Here is a 6,661-nt window from a genome sequence, read left to right as displayed (position 1 = left end):
CCGCCCTGAACCTGCACTACGCCCTGCACCCCCTGGTCGACCTGCTGTTCGTCGAGACCAACCCGGCACCAGCCAAATGGGTCCTGCACCAGCGCGGCCTCATCGCCTCCGCACACGTACGGCCGCCACTGATCACACCGACCGAGCCCGGCATCGCCCAGATCAACGAACTGCTGCAGCTAAGTGAGGGACTCCAGTGAAGAGGCTGGAACACTACATCGGCGGCCGGCACGCGCCGAGCCGCTCGGGCGAGACGTTCACCGCCCTCGACCCGACGACGAACGAACCGCACCTGGAGGTGGCCGCGGGCGGCGCGGCCGACGTGGACGCCGCCGTGAGCGCGGCGCAAAAGGCGTTCACCGACGGGCCGTGGCCGCGGATGACCGGCGACCAGCGGGCCGCGGTACTGCGCAGGATCGCCGCCGCCATCGAGGTCAGGGACGACGAGATCGCCGCCCTGGAGTGCCGGGACACCGGTCTGCCCATCACCCAGGCCAAGGGCCAGGCCAAGCGGGCCGCGCACAACTTCCGCTTCTTCGCCGACGTGATCACCACCATGGGCGAGGACGTCTACCGGGTGGGCGACGCCCAGCTCAACTACGTGGTGCGCAAGCCGGTGGGCGTGGCCGGGCTGATCACGCCCTGGAACACCCCCTTCATGCTGGAGACCTGGAAGCTCGCCCCCGCGTTGGCGGCCGGCTGCCCGGTGGTGCTCAAGCCCGCCGAATGGTCGCCGCTGTCGGCCAGCCTGCTCCCGCAGGTCATGGAGGAGGCCGGGCTGCCGGAGGGCGTGTTCAACCTCGTCCACGGCATCGGTGAGGACGCGGGCGCGGCGCTGGTCGCGCACCCCGACGTGCCGGTCATCTCCTTCACCGGGGAGAGCGGCACCGGCCAGACCATCATGCGCAACGCCTCGGCGCACCTGAAGACCCTGTCGATGGAGCTGGGCGGCAAGTCACCGCTGGTGGTCTTCGAGGACGCCGACCTGGAACGGGCGCTGGACGCGGCGGTGTTCGGGGTCTTCTCGCTGAACGGCGAGCGCTGCACGGCCAGTTCCCGGGTCCTGGTGCAGGACACGGTGTACGAGGAGTTCGTGAACCGGCTGGCCGAGCGTGCCGCCCGGGTGCGGGTGGGCGACCCGGGCGACCCGGCCACCGAACTCGGCGCGCTGATCCACCCCGAGCACTACGAGCGGGTGATGGAGTACGTGCGGATCGGGTCGGCCGAGGGGGCGCGGCTCGTGGCGGGCGGCTCCCGGCCCGAGCACCTGCCTTCGGGGAACTTCCTGTCGGCCACCGTGTTCGCCGACGTCACACCGGGGATGCGGATCTTCCAGGAGGAGATCTTCGGGCCGGTCGTCAGTGTCACGCCGTTCACGTCGGAGACCGAGGCGATCGAGCTGGCCAACGCCACCCGCTACGGCCTGGCCGCCTACCTGTGGACCAACGACCTGCGCCGGGCGCACCGGCTGGCCCGGTCGATCGAGGCGGGCATGCTGTGGGTCAACTCCCAGAACGTGCGCGACCTGCGCACGCCGTTCGGCGGGGTGAAGGCCAGCGGCGTGGGCCGCGAGGGCGGCCGGCACAGCATCGACGTCTACACCGAGTCGCACATCGTGCACGTGGCCACCGAGGACCTGCCGGTGCCACGGTTCGGCGCGGCCTGACCGGACACGCCGCTTCCCCTCCCCGGCGTCACCGGGGAGGGGAAGGGGTCGATCAGACGCGCTGCCAGAGCGACGGCACGTTCGGCGGCTCCCAGCCGGTCAGGGCGGTGTGCGCCTGTAGGCACCGGTAGGTGGCGCCGTTGTAGATCGCCTGGTCACCGGCGCCGTAGGAGGTGCCGGAGGCCCAGTTGCCCGCGGGCCCCTGGGTCGGCGTCACGGTGGGGGTGGGGGTCGGCGTCGGGTCGACCGTGGGGGTCACGGTCGGGGTCGGGGTCGGCTCCGGACCGCCGGGGCCCACCTGGAGGTCGACACAGCTGTAGAACGCCATACCGGTGTCGGCGACGTTCCAGATGGCCAGCAGCTTGATCCGGCCGGAGTGGCCGCCGAGGTTCACCGTGTGGTTCACGGTCCTGGCCGGGAGCCTGCCCCGGTCGTTGAACACCGCGACCCGGTCGCTGCCGATGAAGTACTCCCACGTGCTGGTGGAGTGCGGCACGGGGACGCTCCAGCGGAAGTTGACCGTGCTGCCGACGTTCGCGGCCGGCCATGCCCTGGAGTCGTCGTTGAGCGGAGCCCAGCGGGCGTCGCCGGCGTGGCAGTTACGCTGGCCCTGACGGCCTTCCACGCTCTGCGGCTCCCAAATGATCTGGCCGCAGTTCCGGACCTTGCCGGAGGCACAGTTCGCCTGACGGCTCGGGGGGTCGGAAATGTAGCCGTGCGCCGACGCGGGCGGGGCCACGACCACCACCGTCGCGATGGTGACCACCGCCGTGGCGAGGACTGTGAGCAATCTTCGCATCTCATACATCCTTCGTGCTGAGGGGTACTCCAAATATAAAGTAAAGTTTCCTAACAGTAAACCGCTTTGCCAGGATCCGTCCCCTCGGACGGTAGTGAGGGAGGTGTGCGGCAGAGATGCCAAGGCGGGCCGGGATCATCTGGCCGATCTCTGGCCGATCTGGAGCCGCACGTCCACCCGGCCGGGCGGCGCAAGGGCGCCGGTTCCCTCCTGCCGGGCGCCGCGCCGGCGGAGCCCGGCTCACCGGCAGAGGCGTTCCTGGCCGCGCGTGGCTTTCGTACCGTTTCGACGCTGACCTACGCGCGGCTGCCGCCGGCCGATGCCGGCCTTGACGACCTCAAGGCGATCGTCTATGGCGCGCACCCCGGCTACCGGCCGGCCGGCTGGGACGGGGTCGTGCCCGATGAGCCGGCCGAGACGTTCGCCGCGTCCCGCCGTGCACGACTACGGCACCGTGGGCCGGGACGCCGACCGCGTACGGGAGGCGGCGCCGACGGTCGGGGACCGCGGCGACCCACTCCAACGCCGTCGCCGCCATCGCCGAGCCGGTCGTACCGAGACGGCAAGGGCGACGCCCGGCACCACGGCACCGGCGTGCTGCCCGGGCATCGCGGGCCTGCTCACCGGCACCGCCGACGGCGACCACCACACGCGCGCCATCAATGACGCGCTCGGCTACCGGCCGGCCCACAAGATGGTGCCCCTACAGCCTGGGAGCGGGGGTCAGGGCCTCTGGAAGCCCGCCTTGGTGAGGACGTCGCCGCCCTCGCCGGACAGGACCAGATCGACGAATCGCCGGGCCAGGTCGGGGGCGGGTGACCTGGACAGAACGGTGATCGGGTAGTCGTTGGCCGCCTCGCCCGCCTCGGGGAAGGTGATCCCGCGTACCTTGCCGGAGGCGATCACGTCGGTGCGGTAGACGAGGGCGGCGTCCACCTCGCCCAGTTCGACCTTGGTCAGGGTGGCCTTGACGTCCTGTTCCAGGGTGACCGGGGTGACCTTGAGCCCGGCCGCGGACAGCGCCCTGGCCGCCGCCGCGCCGCACGGGACCTGCTCGGCGCACAGCGCGACCTTCACCCCGGAGCGGGCCAGGTCCGCCAGGGCGGCGATGCCCGCCGGGTTGTCGGCTGGCACCGCGATCTCCAGGGTGTTGCGCGCGAACACGGCGGGCGACTTCGCCAGGGAGGCGTCCTGCACGGTCTTCATGGTCGCCGGGCTGGCGGCGGCGAACACGTCGGCGGGCGCGCCCTCGGCGATCTGCTGGGCCAGGGTCGCGCTGGAGCCGAAGTTGAACCGCACCCGGGTGCCGGGGTGCCGGGCCTCGAAGCGCCTGCCCAGCTCGGTGAAGGTCCCGGTGAGCGAGGCGGCGGCGAACACGGTGAGCGACGTGGCGCGCGGCGCGGACCCCGCCCCGCCGGCCGGAGCCGTCCCCCCGGCGCCGCAGGCCGCGAGGGTCAACGCCATGATGACCGCCGGGATGAGCAGTACGGCCGGCAAGGGCCGCCGGGGAGGACGCCTGAGCACCTGGAACTCCTTAGTGGCCCGCCGCGCGAGCGTTGTCGGGGATCTCCACGACGACGTTGGTGGACTTGATCACGGCGACCGCCGTCATCCCGACCTCCAGCTTGAGCTCGTCCACCGCCTGGCGGCTCATCAGCGACACCACCCGGAACGGCCCGGCGGCGATCTCCACCTGGGCCATCACCGCGTCCTTGAGCACCTCGGTCACGATGCCGCGGAACCGGTTGCGCGCCGAGGAGAACCCGGAACCGCCCTCGGCGGCGACCTGGGCACGGGCGAAGGCCGCGAGGTCGGCGCCCGCCACGATCCGGTGCCCCAGGTCATCGCGCCGCGCGGGCAGCCGGCCGGCGTCGATCCAGCGCCGGACCGTGTCCGCGCTGACGCCGAGCAGCGCGGCAGCCTCACTGATCCGGAACGTCGTCACGAAGCTCACCATACCTTCGTACATGCGGGCCGCAAGGCCACATTTACCTGGCACCCTCCAACTGATCAGCGCCATCCCCGCCGTATCTGAGAGCCCACAGGCCGACACCGGCACTCCGGGACGCGCTCATCGCCCGCTCAGGGTAGGGCACCCGGCGGGCGGACGGATCTCAGCGGTGGCGGCCCGTCAGAAGACCTGGATGAACGCCGACACCACGGCCTCCCGGGCGGAGCCTTCGCCGTCGTCACAGAAGCCGTTGATCTGATGTTCGGCCCGATCGGCTTCCTGCGGAATGCGGGCCGTGACGGTGCCTCTGCCTTCGGAGAACTCGGCCCGGTGCGACCCGAAGGTGGTGGGGCCGTCCACCGTCCCGCCCTTCGCACCCGCCGGGCAGTAGAGCGTCACCGTGACGTCCTGCCCGGCGGCGACCCTGGCCGGGACGATGTGAATGCCAACGGCATCGGCGGGCTCGGGCGCGACCAGCATGGAGCACCCAAGGGCCACAGCCACGAGCGGTGTCACAAGGCCCCCGTCCATCACACGTCCCTTCGCCGATCGCACCCCATATCTGCTCCGACAAAATACGCAGAACACCCCAAAGCAGTATTTATTTCAGCAATGCCGGCCACCCCTGCCCGGCCCACCCGGCCACCACCGGCCCAGGTACCGCCGCTCGCCCGTCACACCCACACCCCGCAGTACGACAAGGCGGCACACCTGGCCCCCCGCCCCTTGCCCCGCTGTACGCGACGCCACCCGCCACCCGCCACCCGCCACCCGCACGGCGGTACAGCAGGGGGTCGCCGGCAGGCCGTGGCGGCCTGAAGGGTGGCTTGGTGCGTGTGCTTGCAGGTAGGCAGGAAACGCCGGACCCTACGCGGCATCCCCACTCAGGTCGAATGCCCTAGAAACGGCACAAGAGCGGAAATATCACCCGGTATAGGAATTATATTTGTCTGATGAACAATGTGGAGATCCGGGAGCTCCGCTACTTCGTCACCGTCGCCGAGGAGCTGAGCTTCAGCCGGGCCGCTCAGCGGCTCGGCATTGCTCAGCCTCCCCTCTCCCGGAGCATCCGGCGGCTGGAGGCCAAGCTCGGTACGCCGCTCTTCGAGCGCACGACCAGGCTGGTCATGCTCACCGCCGCCGCCGAGGAGTTGCTCGACTCGTCGCGTTCGGTGATCACCGCGTTCGATGCGGCGCTGCGGCGTGCGCGGCGGACGGCGGGCGCGCGGCAGCCGTTGCTGGTGGCCGCGCGGTCTCGTGATGCCGGGCTGCTGGCGAAGATCCGGTCGCGGTACGAGGCGGTGCCCGGCCGCCGGCCGCTCAGCGCCATGGTCACCGGGTGGCAGGACCCCGCCGTCCTGGTCCGCCGTGGGGAAGCCGACGCGGCCCTGCTGAGCAGCCCCTTCGACACCGCAGGGCTGGACGCCGAGCCGCTGCTCACCGAGCCGCGGGTGGCCGTGCTGCCCGCCGGGCACCGGCTCGCCGGGCGCCGCAGGCTGCGCAGGGCCGACCTGGCGGACGAGCCCTTCCCGTACCGGCCGGGCGCGGAACCGGCGATGACCGCCTACTGGAGCGGCCGGGACCAAACCCCCCTCCCCCGCCGGCCGCTCCGGCACGGCCCGGCCGTCTGCGGCCTCGCCCAGATCCTGGAGGTCGTGGCGCTCGGCCAGGCCGTCGCCTTCGTCCCCGCCTCGGCCGCGTGCCGCCATCCCCGCGCCGACCTCGTCTATCTGCCGGTCTCCGACCTCAGCCCAAGGGTGGTCGCGGTCGCCTGGCCGCGCGCGGCGACCGCCCCCTACATCGCCGACTTCGTCAGGGCCGCCGAAGACCTCGCGGAAGAAGGCGGCTTCACGGCGTCGCCCGGCACTCCCTGACGCGCGAAACAGACGGCCGGCCCACTCCACGGCACGCGATCCCCGAAGCAGCCGGCGTCCCACCGGGTGGCGTGAACAGAGATGTTCACATCGGAACATCGCGCAGGCCGGCCCCCCTGGGCCGCAAAGCATCCGGGATTTTCTGGGAAAACACGGCACGTTCCTCATCGTGCATCCACATATTTCCGCTGATTTCATCCCGGGCCGACCCGGGCGACCACCCAGCGGGGGTTCGCCGCGAAACCGCACCCCCGAGCCTCTGGGGAGCTTCCCGGCGGCAGCGGCCAGGCAGGGACAACGGGAAAAGCGGCGAACCTCCGGCGGTATTGCCATCACAATACGACGATTTATCTCGACATAAGCTCATCGAA

General features: G+C 71.3%; 7 protein-coding genes. 3 read left to right on the top strand and 4 right to left on the bottom strand.

Annotated elements, in window-relative coordinates:
• Both ACH34R_RS09890 and hpaE read left to right on the top strand, forming a co-directional pair.
• A partial coding sequence (locus ACH34R_RS09890; protein WP_397561015.1) for a dihydrodipicolinate synthase family protein occupies positions 1-200 on the top strand: 200 nt, incomplete at its 5' end.
• The gene (gene hpaE / locus ACH34R_RS09885) at positions 197-1,666 is read left to right on the top strand and encodes a 5-carboxymethyl-2-hydroxymuconate semialdehyde dehydrogenase (RefSeq protein WP_397561014.1); all 1,470 of its coding nucleotides are present in this window, start codon (positions 197-199) and stop codon (positions 1,664-1,666) included. The genes ACH34R_RS09890 and hpaE, both read left to right, overlap by 4 nt.
• A 52-nt stretch (positions 1,667-1,718) precedes the next feature.
• Here the strand turns inward: hpaE and ACH34R_RS09880 are convergent, their stop codons facing one another.
• From ACH34R_RS09880 to ACH34R_RS09865, 4 genes are all read right to left on the bottom strand, one after another.
• Positions 1,719-2,465, bottom strand: coding sequence for a lytic polysaccharide monooxygenase (locus ACH34R_RS09880; RefSeq protein ID WP_397561012.1), 747 nt, complete (start codon positions 2,463-2,465; stop codon positions 1,719-1,721).
• 723 nt (positions 2,466-3,188) lie between these two features.
• Positions 3,189-3,929 carry a molybdate ABC transporter substrate-binding protein gene (gene modA, locus ACH34R_RS09875; protein ID WP_397561038.1) on the bottom strand — a complete coding sequence of 247 codons (741 nt, stop codon included), beginning with the start codon at positions 3,927-3,929 and terminating at the stop codon, positions 3,189-3,191.
• A 70-nt stretch (positions 3,930-3,999) separates the two neighbouring features.
• Positions 4,000-4,410, bottom strand: coding sequence for a molybdopterin-binding protein (locus ACH34R_RS09870; RefSeq protein ID WP_111171499.1), 411 nt, complete (start codon positions 4,408-4,410; stop codon positions 4,000-4,002).
• A 186-nt stretch (positions 4,411-4,596) separates the two neighbouring features.
• Positions 4,597-4,896 carry a hypothetical protein gene (locus ACH34R_RS09865; protein ID WP_397561010.1) on the bottom strand — a complete coding sequence of 100 codons (300 nt, stop codon included), beginning with the start codon at positions 4,894-4,896 and terminating at the stop codon, positions 4,597-4,599.
• Between the two features lie 473 nt (positions 4,897-5,369).
• Between ACH34R_RS09865 and ACH34R_RS09860 the strand changes: the two genes are divergently transcribed.
• Positions 5,370-6,290, top strand: a complete 921-nt coding sequence (locus tag ACH34R_RS09860; protein WP_397561009.1) for a LysR family transcriptional regulator — start codon at positions 5,370-5,372, stop codon at positions 6,288-6,290.
• Positions 6,291-6,661: the final 371 nt, after the last annotated feature.

The sequence above is a fragment of the Spongiactinospora sp. 9N601 genome, from assembly GCF_044326295.1.
In the GTDB taxonomy this organism is placed as follows: Bacteria; Actinomycetota; Actinomycetes; order Streptosporangiales; family Streptosporangiaceae; genus Spongiactinospora; species Spongiactinospora gelatinilytica.
Note: the sequence above shows the minus strand (reverse complement) of the source record. Positions and strands in the feature narration are given on the sequence as shown.